We start from the raw sequence: 15266 nt of genomic DNA, 5'->3' as shown, positions 1-15266 counted from the left end.
CGCTTTTTCCGTCCCCATGCAGACACCTGACCAAGCCACTCCCGCCTCCCGTTTGTCGCAACTGCGCGGCGCCATGCGCGCGCAGCACATCGACGCCCTGATCGTGCCCTCGGCCGACCCGCACTTGTCCGAGTATCTGCCGGCCCGCTGGCAGGGCCGCGAGTGGCTGTCGGGCTTTACGGGTTCCGTCGGCACCCTGGTCGTGACGCAGGATTTCGCCGGCGTGTGGACCGATGGTCGCTATTGGAAACAGGCGGAAGACGAACTGGCCGGCAGCGGCATCGTCCTGAAGAAAATCCCGTCCGGCGCCAGCGTGCTGTATATCGACTGGCTGGGCGAGGCCATGCAGCCGGGGCAGACGGTGGCCGTCGATGGCGCCGTGCTGGGCCTGGCCAATGCGCGCCTGCTGCAACAGGCGCTGGGCGCGCAAGTGATCCTGCGCACGGACACCGATGTGCTGCAAGCCGTGTGGCCGGATCGCCCGGCCATGCCCGCCGCGCCCGTGTTCGAGCATGCGGCCGCGTATCCCTCGCTGTCGCGCACGCAAAAACTGGCGGCCCTGCGCGCCAGCATGGCGGCCCAAGGCGCCAGCCACCATGTGATTTCCACCCTCGACGATATCGCCTACCTGTTCAACCTGCGCGGCGCCGACGTCAATTACAACCCCGTCTTCCTCGCGCATGCGCTGGTGGGCCCCGAGCGCGCCACGCTGTTCGTCGCCGACGGCAAGCTGCCCGCCGCCCTGCGCGCCACCCTGGAAGCCCAGGGCGTGGACGTGGCCGCGTATGACCGTGCCGGCGCCGCATTGGCCGCCTTGCCTGCCGGCGCCACCTTGCTGCTCGACCCGCGCCGCATTACGTTCGGCACGCGCCAGGCCGTGGCCGATGGCGTGCAGGTGGTCGAATCCATCAACCCGAGCACCCTGGCCAAGTCGCGCAAGACGGACAGCGAGGCCGCGCACGTGCGCGCCGCCATGGAGCAGGATGGCGCCGCCCTGTGCGAGTTTTTCAGCTGGCTGGATCGCACCCTGGCCGACCCGCAGCGTGCGCCGTTGACGGAAATCGGCGTCGACGAGCACCTGACGGCCGCCCGCGCGCGCCGCGCCGAGTTTGTCAGCCCCAGTTTCGGCACCATCGCCGGCTTCAATGCGCATGGCGCCATCATGCATTACCACGCCCATGCGGGCAGCGAAGCTACCATCGAAGGCGACGGCTTGCTGCTGATCGACTCGGGCGGCCAGTATTGGGGCGGCACCACGGATATCACCCGCGTGGTCCCCGTCGGCACGATCACGGCCGAGCACAAGCGCGATTTCACCCTGGTCTTGCGCAGCATGATCGCCCTGTCGCGCGCGCAATTCCCGCGCGGCGTGAAGTCGCCCATGCTGGACTCGATTGCGCGCGCGCCCCTGTGGGCCGAGGGCATCGATTTCGGTCATGGCACGGGCCACGGCGTGGGCTTTTTCCTCAACGTCCACGAAGGGCCGCAATCGATTTCCCAGTCCGCCATGCCGGAGCCGCAGACGGCCATGGAACCTGGCATGATCACTTCCATCGAGCCGGGCATCTACCGTCCCGGCCAGTGGGGCATCCGCATCGAGAACCTGGTGCTGAATGTCCCGGCAGGGACGACGCAGTTTGGCGAATTTTTGCGTTTTGAAACCCTGACCCTGTGCCCGATCGACACGCGCTGCGTGGAACGCTCGCTATTGCGCGACGACGAGGCGGCCTGGCTCAACGACTATCACGCGACCGTGCGCGCGCGCCTCGCGCCGCACCTGGCCGCGCCGGCCGATGCGCCTGCGCTGGCGTGGCTGGAACAGCGCACGGGAGCCATCTGATGCGCTCGACCCGCGCCACGTCCGCCATCGAGCGGCTCAAGGAACGCACCGGCCAGCGCCTCTACACGATGGCGCGCACGGGCGATGAACTGTTCTTCCTCACGGAAGGCCCCGGCTTGCCGCCCCTGTGCCCGCCGCTGGAACTGGACGCCTTTGTCGCCTTCGTCAATGGCCTGGGGCCGCAAAAGGCGCGCCGCGTCAGCAAGCTCGACGTGGCGTTTGAAAAGCAGCTGAGCAAAAAGCCCTAAATGCCGACCATCGACTTCCTGCGCGCCTACTGGTCGCCGGCCGAGCTGGCGACGAATGGCGTGATCCTGCTGAACCTGCTGGGCGCGCTGCTGCTGGGCTTGCTGGTTGGCTATGAACGCTCGTATCACGGGCGCGCGGCGGGCATGCGCACCTACAGCCTTGTCTGCATGGCTTCGGCCGCGCTGACGGTGCTGGGCGGCTATCCCGAGTTCTGGTACGGCGGCCATGGCGCCATCGTCGGCAGCGACCCCACGCGCGTGATCCAGGGTATCGTCACGGGCGTGGGTTTTCTCGGCGCCGGCGTCATCATGCGCGAGGGTTTCAATATCAGCGGCCTGACGACGGCCGCCTCGATCTGGGCCTCGTCCGTGATCGGCATCATGGTCGGCATCGGCTTTTATCTGTCGGCCATGGGCCTGGCCTTCCTGTGCGCGATGGCGATGATTTTTCTGTCAAAATTGGAGAACTGGCTGCCGTCGCGCCACGCGGTGGCCATCACCATGCGCTTCCGCCAGGGGTTTATTCCGCGTGAAGATGCGCTGCGGCGCATGGCGGCCAAGCGCGGCTACGACATCGCCAGCGGTTCGCTGACCATCGGCAGCAATGAAGGCATGCAGGAATGGCGCTTCGTCGCCATCGCGCATGGCAAGAACACGGGCGCCAGCCTGTCCGCCATGTCGGCCGAACTGGCCGCTTTCGAAGGCATCGCCGGCTTCCAGCTGTCGCACGCACGCAATTGAAAAGGATGGACATGGATGCACAGGCCCAAGAGGTACTCGATTTCTGGTTCCTGCCGCCGGATAACCCGGATTACGGCCAGTCGCGCATGGAATGGTTCCGCAAGGATGACGGCTTCGACGCGCAGATACGCGATCGTTTCGGCGCGCTGATCGATGCCGCCATCGAGGGTGGCTTGCGCGAGTGGGACACGGCGCCGCACGGTGCGCTGGCGCGCCTCATCGTGCTCGATCAATTCACGCGCAATGTGTATCGCGGCACGCCGCGCGCCTTTGCCGGCGACGCCCGTGCGCTGGCGCTGGCTCTATCCTTGACCGAGCAAGGCCTTGATCAGCAGCTGCCGCCGATGCTGCGCGCTTTCTCCTACCTGCCGTTCGAACACGCGGAAGAGCTGGCCATGCAGGCGCGCGCCGTCGAGCTGTTCCAGCTGCTGTCGCAGGCGCAGCCCGGCTTTGACGGCATGCTCGACTACGCCGAGCGGCACCAGGAAGTGATCGCCCGCTTTGGCCGCTTCCCGCACCGTAACGCCATCCTGGGCCGCACTTCCACGCCGCAGGAGCTGGAATTCCTGCGCCAGCCGGGATCAAGTTTCTAGAAATGAACGTCACACTGAATATCATCGGCGCCGGTCATGTGGGCCGTGTGCTGGGCCGTTTGTTCGCCGGCGTGGAGGGTGTCGCCGTGCAGGACGTACTGACACGCTCGATGGCGTCGGCGCAATCGGCCGTCGATTTCATGGGCGCCGGCACTCCCGTCGCCAGCTATGCGGCCTTGCGGCGCGCCGACGTCACCATGCTGGCCGTGGCGGACGACCAGATCGTCCCGGCCTGCGCGGCGCTGGTGGCCGAAGGACGCCAGGCGGGCGCCATTGTGTTCCACTGCAGCGGCGCGCTGGCGTCGAACGCGCTGCTGGCCGCCACGCAGGCCGGCGCTTTTGTCGCCAGCGCCCACCCGATCCGCAGCTTTGCCGACCCGCAGCAGGTGGCCGCCACCTTTGACGGCACGTTTTGCGGCGTCGAAGGCGATCCGCTGGCGCTGGCGTTCCTCACGCCGGCATTGAACGCCATCGGCGCGCGTCCCGTGCCCATCGACCCGGCCGCCAAGACCCTGTATCACGCCGCTGCCGTCTTCGCCAGCAATTACCTGGTGACGGTGCTCGACGCCGCCTTGCGCGCCTACCAGGCGGCCGGCATTCCCGAGCCGGTGGCACGCGAACTGGCGCAGCCTCTGGTGACGGAAGCGGTGGCCAATGTGTTCCGCCTGGGCGCCGCGCCCGCGCTGTCCGGCCCCATCGCACGCGGCGATTCGGCCACCGTGCAACGCCAGCAGCTGGCCGTGCAAAGCTGGGATGCCGCCACGGGCGAGTTGTACCGGGCGCTGGTGGCGCCCACGCAGGATCTGGCCAGGCGCAAGCGCGGGGGATGACTCAGGCGGCGTGCACGCCGTTGCGGCCGTGCTGCTTGGCCTGATACAGCGCGCTGTCTGCGCGCGAAAAGAAGGCCGATTCGCTTTCCTCTGGCCGGTACTCGGCCACGCCCAGGCTGATCGTCACGGGTACCTGTGGTTCGGGCAGGCCGAAATCGTGGCCTTCGATGGCGGCGCGCAGGTTTTCCGCCACTTCCGCCGCTTTGGCCAGGTTGCAGTTATTCAGCAGCACCAGGTATTCCTCGCCACCCCAGCGCGTGATGACGTCGCTTTCGCGCACGGTGGCACGCGCCACGTCGGCCACGCCACGGATGACCTTGTCACCCCACAGGTGGCCGTGCGTATCGTTGACGCGCTTGAAGAAATCGATGTCGAAGAGGATGGCGGACATCGGTTGCTCGTTGCGCCTGGACAGGAGCATGGCGCGCTGGAACAGCAATTCCAGCGATTGGCGATTCAATAGCCCGGTCAGCGCATCCGTCGAGGCGATGCGCTCGATGCGGCGCTGGTAGCGGTTCACCGTCAGCAAGGTCAGCACCAGTACCAGCAGGGTGACGCCAAAGCTGATGGCCAGGTTGAGGATGAAGACGCGCTGCAGCGACTGGACTTCGTCGCTGACGTTCTGCTCGACCACCAGGTACCAGCCCAGTTCGGGAATGAAACGCGAATTGACGAGGATTTGCGCGCGGCCCAGCTGGTACGACAGATGCGTCGGTTCGCTCTGGTGGTTGATGATCTGTCCGGCAATGGCGTTCACGCCGGGCAGGCTGCGGATGTTGCCGTGCCCGTTGCGCATGGTCTTGCCCGCCAACACCAGGGTGCCGGCGCCATCGACAAAATAGATGTTGCGGTGAAAGCGTGCCTGGTAGCGGTCGATGATGTGGCTCATGGTGTCCAGAGTCAGGCCGATGCCGGTGGCGCCGATGAACTGGCCGTCGTAGTCGAGTACGCGGTGGTTGATGAAGATGGTCATGCTGTCGCGGTTGGCCATGTCCACGTCGACATTCGTTTCATAGTCGCTGTTTTCCATGGCGCGTACGCGGTAGTACCAGATGTCGCGTGTCGCCTGCGGGCTGACGGATTTCAGGGTGCCTTCCGCGTAATAATATTTGCTGCTCTTGTCCGAGACGAGAAAGCTGGTGATGGCGCCGTATTTCTTCTTGACTTCGGCCAGGTAGCGCACGATCTGTTCCGGCTTATTTTCGCCGGCGAGTATCCAGTCGCGCACGAAGGTGTCGTGCGCCATCAGCGAGGAAATGAAGACGGGGCGCAGCATGTCCTTCTGGATTTCGGAATAGATATTGTCGCCCGTCAGCGGCAAGGTCTGGTCGGCGATACCATGTTCGATGGTCTGGCGCGACGCCAGGTAGCTGGCCAGGCTGGTGGCCATGAAGCCCGCGCCCAGGATCAGGGTCAGGAGGATGAGCAGGCGGTACTTGATCGACAGAAGACGCATGGAGACGAGGAGTGGCCGGCGGGAAGGCAATCGTGACGCAAGCCAAAAGTATGCAGCAGGGCGGGTATTGGCGCAATGATAACTGGATTTATTGACAATTTACCTTGCTGAACGCGACAAGATAACCACGACTTACCAAATAAAAGTACCGATTTGTCGACAAAGATGCAAATTAGCAATAAGATTTGACGAGGGGAATCATTGCGCACCGCCCCTGTCTTGCCGCCCGTTTCAGGCGCGGGACATTACGCGCAGGGAGTGTTGTATGTTATTTTTAAAGAGTACGTCTGTCAGCAAGGCCCCCGGCATCTACGAGGTCGACATTGCCGCCAAGCCGCCTGGCAAGACCTTCGGCATTTTTCTCGCCACCGATCCCGACCATCCACCATTGGCTTTGCTGGGACAATTGAAGGCGCTCGGCTTCGAGAACACCTATAGTTCGCCCTACCTGCACAAGGATGCGGGCAAGGTGCTGGACCTGCATTTCCAGAAGGATGGCACGGATATCTTCAAGGGCTGGAAAACCGAGGAGTGCACGCACAACCTGGCGGCCATCACGGCCCTGTTCGAGGAACACGGCATCACTATCGCCCCGCGCGTCATGTCGATGGCGGAAGCCTACGCTTAATTTGCTTCAGCCTACCTCCACGCCAATGTGATACAGCGCCCACGGGCAGCTGGTGTAGCGTTCTGCCAGGGGCAGCGCCGCCACGGCCGCGATGCGGTCCGCATCGTGGATCGCCCATAGCGGTCCCAGGCCGCCCAGCGCCATCGCCTGCCCGTCCAGGTGGGTGGCGACAATAAAACGCTGTGCCCTCGCCTGTGCCATGGTCAGCGCCGCGGCATAGCCATCCACGGCGCGCAGCAGCAGCCGCACGGCATCTTCCTCAGGCGCGCCCGCCGCCTTCAATACATCGACCAGCAGCGGCCCGCGCAGGGCATGCGCCTTGCCATCGTATTCCAGGGTGGGGTGGATGGTGCGTGCCGGCAAGTTCGCCAGCGCCGCGAAGTCGAAGGCGCGCGCCCGTTCGAAACTGATCTTTTGCTTGTGCATCATCTGGTCGCGCACGGCGTCGAACGGCCCCCGGTTCGGCTTGTCGATGCTGCCCGTGATGGTCAGCAGGGCCGGACCGCGCAGGCCGGCGGGTGCCGCCCTGCTTATGCCGGGCAGGGCGCTGGCAGCCATGGCGGCGGCGAGAAACTGGCGTTTGTGCATGCACTTCTCCTCTTGACTGAAAATCGCTAATGTTCTTAAGTCTATCTTAAGTTCGCTTAACAGTGCGCATTTTACGGTTATTGTCAGTTTGGAATGTTGACTTACATCTTGTCACAGTTCTTACGGAATGGAGAAAGACGTAGCTTTTTTCGGCTGTTATTGTGTAGTCATCGCACTTCGCTGAACTGCGAATCCAGGCAAGTCAACTAATTGAGAGAGAGAACATGATGAAGAAGAAAATCCTGTTTGCAATGATCGCTTCCGTTACCGCACTGACCGGCATGAGCGCCGCACACGCCGAAGGCGCCTATGTGGGTGCTGGCGTCACAGGCAACCGTTATAACTTCGATATTCCTGGCGCCACCAGCGCCGATAATCACAGCGGCTACAAGGCCGGTGCCAAGATCTTCGCCGGTTACGATTTCGATAAAACCTGGGCGGTCGAGGGCGGCTACGCCGATTTCGGCAGCAAGGATTACAGCTATGTCACTGGCGCCGGCAACGGTTCCGTGAAAAGCGATTCGCACGGCTACTATCTGGCCGGCAAGGCCACCATGCCCGTGACCGACAAGGTCGGTGTATTCGGCAAGCTCGGCGTGGCCAAGGTCAAGAACAGCTTGAGCGGCACCGGTCTGTCGACCGGCATCAGCGGCAACGACAAGACGGGCGTGTACGCTTCCGTCGGTGCCCAGTACGCGATCAACGAGAAAGTCTCGCTGACGGCGGAAGTGGAACACTTCGGCAAGAGCGCCGACCAGGGCCGCAAGGCCACCGGCCTCGCTTTGGGCGCACGCTACAACTTCTAAAAACCTACTGCGCGGCATGCTTTGCGGCCTCCGATGCTCACTGTGCTATAGCACAGCTCCGCTTCTCAGCCACAATTCGTTGCCGCTCGCTACGGTTTTAAAAACTGGAAGTTTGCTGAAAAAAAAGGCAGTTACCGCGAGGTAACTGCCTTTTTGCATGGCCGGACCGAAATTACGTGGTCAAGGGCTTGTAGCGGATACGTTTTGGTTTCGCGCCTTCTTCGCCCAGGCGTTTCTTCTTGTCGGCTTCGTACTCTTGATAGTTGCCGTCAAAGAAGGTGACCTGCGAGTTGCCTTCGAATGCCAGGATGTGCGTGGCGATACGGTCGAGGAACCAGCGATCATGGGAAATGACCATGACGCTGCCGGCAAATTCCAGCAAGGCGTCTTCCAGTGCGCGCAAGGTTTCCACGTCCAGATCGTTCGATGGTTCATCGAGCAGCAGGACGTTGCCGCCCATCAGCAGGGTTTTCGCCAGGTGCAGACGGCCACGCTCACCGCCGGACAGGTTGCCGACCATTTTTTGCTGGTCCGAACCCTTGAAGTTGAAGCGGCCCAGATAGGCGCGCGACGGCATTTCAAAGCGGCCCACAGTCAGCATGTCGGCGCCGCCAGACACATCTTCAAAGACGGACTTGTTGTCGGCCAGCGAATCGCGGTTCTGGTCGACGATGGACACGCGTGCCGTCTGGCCGATGGCCACTTCGCCGCTGTCCGGCTGTTCCTTGCCGGTGATCATCTTGAACAGGGTCGACTTACCGGCGCCGTTGGGGCCGATGATGCCGACGATGGCGCCTGGCGGCACGGTAAAACTCAGGTTATCGATCAGCAAACGGTCGCCGAACGCTTTCGACACGTTCTTGAACTCGATGACGTCATTGCCCAGGCGTTCGGCCACGGGAATGAAGATTTCCTGCGTTTCATTGCGTTTCTGGTATTCGTGCTCGGACAACTCGTTGAAGCGGGCCAGGCGGGCTTTTGATTTCGCCTGACGCGCTTTCGGGTTCTGGCGCGACCATTCCAGCTCCTTCTGCAGCGCCTTCTGGCGCGCCGATTCCGTCGATTCTTCCTGCTTCAGGCGGGCTTGCTTCTGCTCCAGCCAGGTCGAGTAGTTACCCTTCCATGGAATGCCGCTGCCGCGGTCCAGTTCCAGGATCCACTCTGCCGCGTTGTCGAGGAAGTAGCGGTCATGGGTTATGGCCACCACGGTGCCGGGGAAGCGCAGCAGGAATTGTTCCAGCCAGTCGACCGATTCCGCATCCAGATGGTTGGTCGGTTCGTCGAGCAGCAGCATGTCGGGTTTCGACAGCAGCAGCTTGCACAGTGCCACGCGGCGCTTTTCACCGCCGGACAGCACGCCGACCTTGGCGTCCCATGGCGGCAGGCGCAGCGCGTCGGCGGCCATTTCCAGCTGCAAATTCAAATTGCCGCCGTCGGAAGTCGAGATGATCGCTTCCAGGCGTGCCTGTTCCGTGGCCAGGGCGTCGAAATCGGCGTCTTCCTCGGCATACGCGGCGTACACGGCTTCCAGCTTGGCTTGCGCTTCAAATACTTCGCCCAGGCCCGACTCCACTTCCTGGCGCACGGTCTTTTCCGGGTCCAGCTGCGGTTCCTGCGGCAGGTAGCCGATGTTCAGGCCCGGCATCGGCACGGCTTCGCCCTGGATGTCGGTGTCGATGCCTGCCATGATTTTCAGCAGGGTCGATTTGCCGGAGCCGTTCAGGCCCAGTACGCCGATCTTCGCGCCTGGGAAGAAGGAGAGGGAAATATCTTTCAGAATCTGGCGTTTGGGCGGGACGATTTTGCCCACGCGATTCATGGTGTAGACGTAATTTGCCATTAGAAATCTCGGGTGATATACAAAGACGGACAGGATACGGTAAACGCCCGCTTCCGGCCAGCGCTGCGCGCTGCGGAAACGGGCTCCAGGGCAAGACTAGGCGGTGGCGCGCGCCTTGCGGGCCGTCCACAGGCCCTCGGCCGCATACAGGCCCAGCGCCGTCCAGATGACGAGGAAGCCCAGCATGCGCTCGGGCGTGAACGATTCGTGGAAGACCCATACACCGATCAGCAGCTGCCCCGTGGGGGCGATGTATTGCAGCAGCCCCAGCACGGCCAGCGGCAGGCGGCGCGCGCCGGCGGCAAACAGCAGCAGGGGAATGGCCGTGATGGGGCCGGACGCCAGCAGCAGCGCGCGCGTGGCGGTGGAATCTGTATTGACGAAGCCGCTCTGGCCATGCCAGCCCAGCCACAGCATATAGGCCAGCGCCAGGGGGAACAGAATCAATGTCTCGAACGACAAGCCTTCGAGCGCGCCCAGCGCGGCCGTCTTGCGCAGCAAGCCATAGCCGCCGAAGGTGGCCGCCAGCAGCAGGGCGATCCACGGCACCTGCCCCGCCTGCCAGGTGAGCCAGGCCACGCCGCAGGCGGCCAGGCCGATGGCCAGCCACTGCAGGCGGCGCAGGCGCTCGTGCAGCAGCAAAAAGCCCAGCATGACATTGATCAGGGGCGTAATAAAGTAGCCGAGGCTGGCGTCGACCACGTGGCCGTTGTTGACGGCCCAGATATAGATGAACCAGTTGGCGGATAGCAAGAACGCACTGGCCACGAAGCTGGCCACCACCCTGGGCTGCGCTTTCAGGCTGCCCAGCCAGCTCCACTGCCGGCGCACGGTCAGCACGACGCCCAGGAACAACAGCGACCAGACCATGCGGTGCGCCAGGATTTCCTGTGGCGCGATCTCGCCGATGGCGTGAAAGTACAGGGGGAACAGGCCCCAGCAGAGGAAGGCGAGGGAGGCGTAGAGCATGCCTGGATTCATGATGGGCTTCGCTGGAGAGTAGACAGTCTGTCATTATGGCTGAAAACATCGGGGGCTGCCCGGCGCCGCTGGCGAGGCGTAGAATGGCAACAAATTAATGCCGCAAGCCCGCGCAGCAAGGCGGAGCGGCACAAAACCACGACTTTGGGGCAGCTGCGGAACCATGCAAAAATACTCTTGCTATTTGCTAATACCTATCATATTGTGCGATGCAACAAAACAAAAACGGGTGCAACCTTGACGTCGGAACATAAAAAAAGCGGCCTTGCCGGCATGACGCTGGCGGCCGTGGGCATCGTTTACGGCGATATCGGCACCAGTCCGCTGTACACCCTGAAGACCGTCTTTGACCCGGCCCACGGCCTGCTGCTCTCGCACGAGAACCTGCTGGGCATCGTCTCGCTGATTTTCTGGGGCCTGACCCTGATCGTCTCGCTCAAGTACGTAACCTTGGTGTTGCGTGCAGACAACCGCGGCGAGGGCGGCATCATGGCCCTGATGGCGCTGGTGCTGTCGTCCGTCAGCCGCCTGTCGCGCTGGCATTTCCCGCTGATGGTGATCGGCGTCTTCGGCGCCACCCTGTTCTATGGCGACAGCGTGATCACGCCGGCCATTTCCGTGCTGTCGGCGATCGAAGGCCTGGAAGTGGCCACGCCCGCCTTCAGTCCGTATGTGGTACCGCTGACGATGGTGGTGCTGGTGGCGCTGTACTCGGTGCAGTCGCACGGCACGGCCGGCATCGGCCGCTATTTTGCCCCCATCATGGTGTTGTGGTTTGCCGCGCTGGCAGGCATGGGCGTGGTCAACATTATCAAGTCGCCGGCCATCCTGGCCGCACTCAATCCCCTGCACGCCGCCACTTTCCTGATGAATAACGGCTTTGTCGCCTTCGTTGCCCTGGGCGCCGTGGTGCTGGCGCTGACGGGCGCCGAGGCGCTGTACGCCGACATGGGCCACTTCGGCAAGAAGCCTATCCGCCTGGCCTGGTTCCTGATCGCCTTTCCCGCGCTGGCGCTGAACTACCTGGGCCAGGGCGGCTTGCTGCTGGCGCATCCGGAAGCCGTCTCGAATCCGTTTTACCAGCAGCTGGGCGCGTGGAGCGTGTATCCGCTGGTGATCCTGTCGACCATGGCCACCGTGATCGCCTCGCAGGCGACCATTTCCGGCACCTTCTCGATGACCAAGCAAGCGATCGCGCTGGGCTTCTTGCCGCGCATGCGCGTGCGCCACACGTCGGAAAGCGAAATCGGGCAGATCTACATCCCCGCCGTGAACTGGCTGCAGCTGGCCGTGGTGCTGCTGGCCGTCATCGGTTTCGGTTCCTCGGAAAACCTGGCCGCCGCCTACGGCATTGCCGTGACGGCCACCATGCTGTCGACCACCATCCTGACCTTCTTCGTCATCCGCTACCGCTGGAAGATGAACCTGGCCCTGTGCTGGGCCGCCACGGGCTTTTTCCTGATCATCGACGTCAACCTGGTGTCGGCCACGGCGCTGAAACTGTTCCACGGCGGCTGGTTCCCGCTGCTGCTGGGCTCGATTTTGTTCATCGTCATGCTGACCTGGAAGCGGGGCCGCCAGCTGGTGTTCCAAAACCTGGAAAAGCATGCGATTCCGCTCGACGATTTCCTTTCGTCGCTGTTCATCGCGCCGCCGCTGCGCGTGCCCGGTACGGCCATCTTCCTGCGCGGCGAAACGGATGGCGTGCCGCATGCGCTGCTGCATAACTTGCTGCACAACAAAGTGTTGCATGAGCGGGTGATCTTCCTGACCGTCTTCATGCATGAAGAGCCGTGGGTGGCGCCTTCCGAGCGCGTGCGCGTGGTGGACCTGGGCCACCAGTGCTACCAGGTCAATGTGCATTACGGCTTCAAGGATGAACCGGACATTCCGGCCGCGCTGGCGCAGTGCGCCGAGCAGGGACTGGATTTCGAGATGATGGAAACGTCGTTCTTCATCGCGCGCCAGACCATCATTTCGACGCCGGGCGCCGGCATGATGCCATGGCGCGAGCACCTGTTCGTCACCATGTCGCGCAATGCGCGCACGGCGGCCGACTACTATCAGATCCCGAGCAACCGGGTGATCGAACTGGGCACGCAGGTGGAAATATAGATATTGTGTCAACGTTGCATCGAGACACACTTACTGCCTTGCTTACGTCTGCTTACAAATGGGCTACGCGAGTCCTGTTAAACTCCAGCCCGTACCGGTCCGCACCGTACGGGCTTAGCCACACACCAATATTTAAAGGGAAACCATGAAATCGGTATTTCAAATGATCGCCACCCTCGCTTGCGCCGTGGCCCTGACCGCTTGCGGCGCTGCTGCCAACACCGAGAAGCCGGTCGTGCTTGACCCGAACACGCAAGTGAAAGAATTCGCCTTTCCCGACCTGGTGAAAGGCACCGGCACGGCCGCCGCGGCGGGCGATACCTTGACGGTGGTCTACACGGGCTGGCTGTACGACGCGAGCAAGCCGGACGGCAAAGGCGTGCAATTCGACGCGTCTCCTTCTCTCTCGGGTTATACGTTTATCCTGGGTATCGGCAAACATATCCTGGGCTGGGACCGTGGCATGGTCGGCATGCAGGAAGGCGGCACGCGCCGCCTGCTCATTCCGTATGACCTGGGCTATGGCGTGAGCGGCACCCGTGACGCGACGGGTGCTGTGGTGATCCCGCCTTACGCCGGTCTGGTGTTCGACATCACGCTGCGAAAAGTGGAGAAGAAGTAAGCACGCGCAAGGTGCACGGACAAAGGGCGACTCCATGGAGTCGCCCTTTTTGCTTTTGCGGCCACTCAAACCGGCGCCAGTTCCTGGAAGTAGTAGGTGGCGCCGCCCAGATTGGCTGGCGCGTCATATTGCAGCACTTGCGTGCGGCGCAGCGCCACCGGTGCACTGAAGGCGGGGCCGTCGTAGACGAAGGTGTGGAATTCGCCGTTTTCGCCGCAGGCGTCGACGCCGGGCGGCAGGTCGGCGAGGAAGGCGGCGTCGAACTCGCGCCCGCAAAATGCGCGCGGCAAGTGCTGGCCATTGATGCACACGACGATGGCCTTGAAGCCGGCGGCAAGGAACTCATCGACCAGCGCGCGGCGATCCTCGCCCCACAGGGGCAGGTGGGCCGTCAGACCGGCGCTGGCGCAGACATTTTCTTCCCAGTCGCGGTGTGGCTGCAAGTCGATGTCGCCGAAGATGGCGTGGGCGATGCCTTCGTCTTTCGCCGCGCGCAGCATGGCGATGAATTGCTCTTCGTAGCTGGCCCAGCTGGCGTGATAGCGCTGCAGGCGCGCGCCCAGGCTGGCTGCCTGCGCCTCGAGCAGCGCGGGCGGCACGCCGTGCGAGCGCGACTTGCGGCCGTCTTCATCCATGGCCGTGATCAACAGCGGCACGCTCGTGCCGGCGTTGCGCGCGCGCCACAGGGCCAGGCAGGAATCCTTGCCGCCGCTCCAGGAAATGAGGGCCGTCGTCATGCCGCCGGTCCCGGCGGTACCGCGCGCAGCATGTCGACGTGCTGTATGCCGTCTTCATCGTAGGGCGCGCTGACGGTGACAAAGCCGAAGGACTGGTAGAAGCGCTCCAGATACTGCTGGGCGCCGATGCGGATGGCGTGGCCAGGGTGCTGGCGTTCCGCGCGCGCGATGCCTTCCGCCAGCAGATGCTTGCCGGCGCCCGTGGTGCGCGCCTCGGGCGCCGTCAGCACGCGGCCCAGCGACATTTCCACATACTTGGCGCCGGGCGCCAGCACGCGCAGGTACGCGGCCAGCCGGCGCTGGCCATCGGCCGTTTGCCAGCCCAGCAAATGCATGGCTTGCTGGTCATGGCCATCGAGGTCCGGGTAAATGCACTGCTGTTCGATGACGAACACGCGCTGGCGCAAGGCCAGCACCTGGTACAAATCGTGGGGGCCGAGTTCGTCGAACGTGTTCCATTGCCAAGCGATCATGAGTGCTCCGAAAAATCAGGGAAAGAGCGTCATTCTAAAGGCGCACGCAAAAAAAACCGCATTGCCATGCAGGCAGTGCGGTTTTGACGGCAGAGCGCGATGCGCCGCAGCCCAGTTACGCTTAGACGATCGTCAAGGTGACGTCGATGTTGCCGCGCGTGGCGTTCGAGTAGGGGCACACGATGTGGGCGGCGGCGACCAGCGCTTCGGCGGCGGCGCGTTCCATGCCTGGCAGCGAAATTTTCAGTTCCACTTCGATGCCGAAGCCCGTTTCGATGGCGCCGATACCGACGTTGCCTTCGATGGACAGGTCCGCTGGCAGGGCGATCTTGTCGCGGCCGCCGACGAATTTCATGGCGCCGATGAAGCAGGCCGAGTAGCCGGCAGCGAACAGTTGTTCCGGATTGGTGCCGACGGCGCCATTGCCGCCCAGTTCTTTTGGCGTGGTCAGCTTGACGTCCAGCACATTGTCGGACGACACGGCACGGCCTTCGCGGCCTCCGGTGGCGGTGGCTTGAGCGCGGTACAGGACTTGTTTGATCGACATGATGGTTTTCCTCGGTGAGTTAAATAGTTAACGACTAAATAGTGTGCTACTTGTTTCGTGGGCTACTGCCCCAGGATGCCCGTCTGAAGAAGCGATTTGCGGCGTCCATGTGCTCAATATATATCGTGCACTATTTAATTGCAAGCTATTTTATTTGGGAAGGGCGCGGATTTATGCTTTATTTTCTTGCCTTTGTCGCCAGTATTGCCCTTCCATCGCAT

The 15266-nt window shown here is 62.9% G+C and carries 16 protein-coding genes; 9 read left to right on the top strand and 7 right to left on the bottom strand.

Features of this window, described 5'->3' with window-relative positions; genetic code table 11:
* The first annotated feature begins 16 nt into the window (after positions 1-16).
* The 5 genes from IGS58_RS23850 to IGS58_RS23830 are packed head-to-tail and all read left to right on the top strand — an operon-like array spanning position 17 to position 4252.
* Positions 17-1840 (top strand): aminopeptidase P family protein, encoded by a 1824-nt coding sequence (locus tag IGS58_RS23850; RefSeq protein ID WP_230522868.1) that lies wholly within the window; start codon positions 17-19, stop codon positions 1838-1840.
* A complete protein-coding gene (locus tag IGS58_RS23845) occupies positions 1840-2088 on the top strand; it encodes a hypothetical protein (RefSeq protein WP_070258377.1) in 249 nt (82 codons plus the stop codon). The genes IGS58_RS23850 and IGS58_RS23845 overlap by 1 nt, the downstream gene beginning before the upstream one ends.
* A complete protein-coding gene (locus tag IGS58_RS23840; protein ID WP_034783768.1) occupies positions 2089-2829 on the top strand; it encodes an MgtC/SapB family protein in 741 nt (246 codons plus the stop codon).
* Positions 2830-2840: 11 nt separating this feature from the next.
* The gene (locus tag IGS58_RS23835; protein WP_442908381.1) at positions 2841-3422 is read left to right on the top strand and encodes a DUF924 family protein; all 582 of its coding nucleotides are present in this window, start codon (positions 2841-2843) and stop codon (positions 3420-3422) included.
* Positions 3423-3424: 2 nt separating this feature from the next.
* The gene (locus IGS58_RS23830; RefSeq protein ID WP_092609510.1) at positions 3425-4252 is read left to right on the top strand and encodes a Rossmann-like and DUF2520 domain-containing protein; all 828 of its coding nucleotides are present in this window, start codon (positions 3425-3427) and stop codon (positions 4250-4252) included.
* Position 4253: 1 nt separating this feature from the next.
* Here the strand turns inward: IGS58_RS23830 and IGS58_RS23825 are convergent, their stop codons facing one another.
* A complete protein-coding gene (locus IGS58_RS23825) occupies positions 4254-5708 on the bottom strand; it encodes a sensor domain-containing diguanylate cyclase (RefSeq protein WP_230522866.1) in 1455 nt (484 codons plus the stop codon).
* A 265-nt stretch (positions 5709-5973) separates the two neighbouring features.
* Between IGS58_RS23825 and IGS58_RS23820 the strand changes: the two genes are divergently transcribed.
* Positions 5974-6336: a hypothetical protein gene (locus IGS58_RS23820; RefSeq protein WP_151092049.1), complete on the top strand. Its 363-nt coding sequence runs from the start codon at positions 5974-5976 to the stop codon at positions 6334-6336.
* A gap of 6 nt (positions 6337-6342) precedes the next feature.
* On the opposite strand, the gene IGS58_RS23815 is transcribed toward IGS58_RS23820, so the two are convergent.
* Positions 6343-6924, bottom strand: coding sequence for a molybdopterin-dependent oxidoreductase (locus IGS58_RS23815; protein WP_230522865.1), 582 nt, complete (start codon positions 6922-6924; stop codon positions 6343-6345).
* A gap of 224 nt (positions 6925-7148) precedes the next feature.
* Between IGS58_RS23815 and IGS58_RS23810 the strand changes: the two genes are divergently transcribed.
* Complete coding sequence (locus IGS58_RS23810) at positions 7149-7730, top strand: porin family protein (protein WP_034752848.1); 582 nt, start codon at positions 7149-7151, stop codon at positions 7728-7730.
* Between the two features lie 172 nt (positions 7731-7902).
* Here the strand turns inward: IGS58_RS23810 and ettA are convergent, their stop codons facing one another.
* Positions 7903-9570, bottom strand: coding sequence for an energy-dependent translational throttle protein EttA (gene ettA, locus IGS58_RS23805; RefSeq protein WP_034783756.1), 1668 nt, complete (start codon positions 9568-9570; stop codon positions 7903-7905).
* Between the two features lie 96 nt (positions 9571-9666).
* Positions 9667-10551, bottom strand: a complete 885-nt coding sequence (gene rarD / locus IGS58_RS23800) for an EamA family transporter RarD (RefSeq protein ID WP_176381481.1) — start codon at positions 10549-10551, stop codon at positions 9667-9669.
* A 237-nt stretch (positions 10552-10788) separates the two neighbouring features.
* Here rarD and IGS58_RS23795 point away from each other — a divergent pair, with 237 nt between their 5' ends.
* Complete coding sequence (locus IGS58_RS23795; RefSeq protein WP_070258389.1) at positions 10789-12666, top strand: potassium transporter Kup; 1878 nt, start codon at positions 10789-10791, stop codon at positions 12664-12666.
* Positions 12667-12811: 145 nt separating this feature from the next.
* Complete coding sequence (locus IGS58_RS23790) at positions 12812-13288, top strand: FKBP-type peptidyl-prolyl cis-trans isomerase (RefSeq protein ID WP_070258391.1); 477 nt, start codon at positions 12812-12814, stop codon at positions 13286-13288.
* A gap of 65 nt (positions 13289-13353) precedes the next feature.
* Here the strand turns inward: IGS58_RS23790 and IGS58_RS23785 are convergent, their stop codons facing one another.
* From IGS58_RS23785 to IGS58_RS23775, 3 genes are all read right to left on the bottom strand, one after another.
* Positions 13354-14025, bottom strand: coding sequence for a diphthine--ammonia ligase (locus tag IGS58_RS23785; RefSeq protein WP_230522864.1), 672 nt, complete (start codon positions 14023-14025; stop codon positions 13354-13356).
* Positions 14022-14498: a GNAT family N-acetyltransferase gene (locus IGS58_RS23780; protein ID WP_070258394.1), complete on the bottom strand. Its 477-nt coding sequence runs from the start codon at positions 14496-14498 to the stop codon at positions 14022-14024. Before IGS58_RS23780 ends, IGS58_RS23785 begins: the two co-directional genes overlap by 4 nt.
* Before the next feature lie 121 nt (positions 14499-14619).
* On the bottom strand, positions 14620-15045 hold the full coding sequence (locus IGS58_RS23775; protein ID WP_034783746.1) for an organic hydroperoxide resistance protein: 426 nt from the start codon (positions 15043-15045) through the stop codon (positions 14620-14622).
* Between the last annotated feature and the right edge of the window lie 221 nt (positions 15046-15266).

The organism is Janthinobacterium sp. EB271-G4-7A, from assembly GCF_020858075.1.
Taxonomy (GTDB): domain Bacteria; phylum Pseudomonadota; class Gammaproteobacteria; order Burkholderiales; family Burkholderiaceae_D; genus Janthinobacterium; species Janthinobacterium lividum.
This window is presented reverse-complemented; position numbering and strand designations above follow the sequence as displayed.

What these genes read in the sequence shown, in the direction of transcription:
- IGS58_RS23850 (WP_230522868.1), top strand. Translation starts at nt 17, where the DNA reads ATGCAGACACCTGACCAAGCCACTCCCGCCTCCCGTTTGTCGCAACTG.
- IGS58_RS23845 (WP_070258377.1), top strand. Translation starts at nt 1,840, where the DNA reads ATGCGCTCGACCCGCGCCACGTCCGCCATCGAGCGGCTCAAGGAACGC.
- IGS58_RS23840 (WP_034783768.1), top strand. Translation starts at nt 2,089, where the DNA reads ATGCCGACCATCGACTTCCTGCGCGCCTACTGGTCGCCGGCCGAGCTG.
- IGS58_RS23835 (WP_442908381.1), top strand. Translation starts at nt 2,841, where the DNA reads ATGGATGCACAGGCCCAAGAGGTACTCGATTTCTGGTTCCTGCCGCCG.
- IGS58_RS23830 (WP_092609510.1), top strand. Translation starts at nt 3,425, where the DNA reads ATGAACGTCACACTGAATATCATCGGCGCCGGTCATGTGGGCCGTGTG.
- IGS58_RS23825 (WP_230522866.1), bottom strand. Translation starts at nt 5,708, where the DNA reads ATGCGTCTTCTGTCGATCAAGTACCGCCTGCTCATCCTCCTGACCCTG.
- IGS58_RS23820 (WP_151092049.1), top strand. Translation starts at nt 5,974, where the DNA reads ATGTTATTTTTAAAGAGTACGTCTGTCAGCAAGGCCCCCGGCATCTAC.
- IGS58_RS23815 (WP_230522865.1), bottom strand. Translation starts at nt 6,924, where the DNA reads ATGCACAAACGCCAGTTTCTCGCCGCCGCCATGGCTGCCAGCGCCCTG.
- IGS58_RS23810 (WP_034752848.1), top strand. Translation starts at nt 7,149, where the DNA reads ATGATGAAGAAGAAAATCCTGTTTGCAATGATCGCTTCCGTTACCGCA.
- ettA (WP_034783756.1), bottom strand. Translation starts at nt 9,570, where the DNA reads ATGGCAAATTACGTCTACACCATGAATCGCGTGGGCAAAATCGTCCCG.
- rarD (WP_176381481.1), bottom strand. Translation starts at nt 10,551, where the DNA reads ATGAATCCAGGCATGCTCTACGCCTCCCTCGCCTTCCTCTGCTGGGGC.
- IGS58_RS23790 (WP_070258391.1), top strand. Translation starts at nt 12,812, where the DNA reads ATGAAATCGGTATTTCAAATGATCGCCACCCTCGCTTGCGCCGTGGCC.
- IGS58_RS23785 (WP_230522864.1), bottom strand. Translation starts at nt 14,025, where the DNA reads ATGACGACGGCCCTCATTTCCTGGAGCGGCGGCAAGGATTCCTGCCTG.
- IGS58_RS23780 (WP_070258394.1), bottom strand. Translation starts at nt 14,498, where the DNA reads ATGATCGCTTGGCAATGGAACACGTTCGACGAACTCGGCCCCCACGAT.
- IGS58_RS23775 (WP_034783746.1), bottom strand. Translation starts at nt 15,045, where the DNA reads ATGTCGATCAAACAAGTCCTGTACCGCGCTCAAGCCACCGCCACCGGA.